The sequence below is a fragment of the Serratia sp. PL7 genome (assembly GCF_945957435.1).
Window position 1 is genome coordinate 1 of the sequence record NZ_CAMFLB010000095.1, and the last position, 1,187, is coordinate 1,187.

3 protein-coding genes are annotated in these 1,187 nt (G+C 48.4%); 1 reads left to right on the forward strand and 2 read right to left on the reverse strand.

Annotated elements, in window-relative coordinates; genetic code table 11:
* On the forward strand, nucleotides 1-182 hold a 182-nt coding region (locus N6G83_RS54345; protein ID WP_260524433.1), incomplete at its 5' end, for a hypothetical protein.
* A gap of 88 nt (nucleotides 183-270) precedes the next feature.
* Here the strand turns inward: N6G83_RS54345 and bfr are convergent.
* Both bfr and bfd read right to left on the reverse strand, forming a co-directional pair.
* Nucleotides 271-750, reverse strand: a complete 480-nt coding sequence (gene bfr, locus N6G83_RS54350; protein WP_019456183.1) for a bacterioferritin — start codon at nucleotides 748-750, stop codon at nucleotides 271-273.
* Nucleotides 751-823: 73 nt separating this feature from the next.
* On the reverse strand, nucleotides 824-1,018 hold the full coding sequence (gene bfd, locus N6G83_RS54355) for a bacterioferritin-associated ferredoxin (RefSeq protein ID WP_015379266.1): 195 nt from the start codon (nucleotides 1,016-1,018) through the stop codon (nucleotides 824-826).
* Nucleotides 1,019-1,187 lie beyond the last annotated feature (169 nt).

Below are 1,187 nucleotides of genomic sequence, written 5' to 3' on the forward strand. Positions count from 1 at the left end.
AGGCAAAAAAGGCCTGCCAATCGACTGATTCGCTAAAATCAGGCTTACCAAGATTAGGTAAGCCCGCGCATTATACGCAAAATGGCCCAGGAAGCAAGCCGCAGTTGGAAATATGCTCAGGAAATCGTCATTTTTGCGCGTTCAGTGTCAGTTTGCGGGTTAGCACGGTGAGCAGGGAATGAATTATGCTTAGGGTGGGTTGAGCTCTCCCCTGCCCCGCCGTGAAAACGGCCGCCGGCAGGAGAGGCAATGGCGAATAGGCTGAAGGCTTTACTCTTTGCGCTCCAAAATCTGGGCCTGGGCATAGTTTTGAATACCGAGGCGAGCGATGAGGTCCAGCTCGGTTTCCAGCCAGTCGATATGCTCTTCTTCATCGGCCAGGATATCGATCATCAAATCGCGGCTGACATAATCGTGAATAGAATCGGCATAGGCGATACCTTCACGCAGGTTCTTGGCACCAGCCAGCTCCAGAGCCAGATCGGAACGCAGCATCTCTTCAATATCTTCGCCGATGTTCAGCTTGCCGAGATCTTGCAGGTTAGGAAGCCCTTCCAGGAACAGGATACGCTCGATGTAGCGATCGGCATGTTTCATTTCGTCGATCGACTCGTGGTATTCCTTGTCGTTGAGGCGCATTAAGCCCCAATTCTTGAACATGCGGGCGTGCAGGAAATATTGATTGATGGCAACCAGCTCGTTGCCGAGCAGCTTGTTGAGGTGAGCAATGATCTTTTTATCGCCTTTCATAGGTAACTCCTCCTGGCCAGTTCTAAAAGTGTAGAACCTGTAAGCCAAGAGTCAAAAATAACCTTACCCTTTGTTAGGCAACTTCATGCATTGGGATGATAGTTCCGCGTTCCTCCACCATAATCTGTCTTGCCTGACGAATGCACTTTCCACAATCGGTACCAATCGGCACAAGTTCACGCAGCTGCTTCATGGTATGGGGATTGTGCTGACGCACCGCATTACGGATCGCTTTGTCAGTCACCGCATTACACAGACATACATACATAGAGAGACTCACTTCTTAACCAATGCATTGAGTCTAAATAGGAATGGTTTTTATTTCAATTAAGATTTGAGCAAATTGCATAAAAAAAGGGCACCGAAGTGCCCCTTTTTTGTGTCGAAAAATTATTCGCGATTAAGCGATAACTTTAGCAACAACACCAGCGCCTACA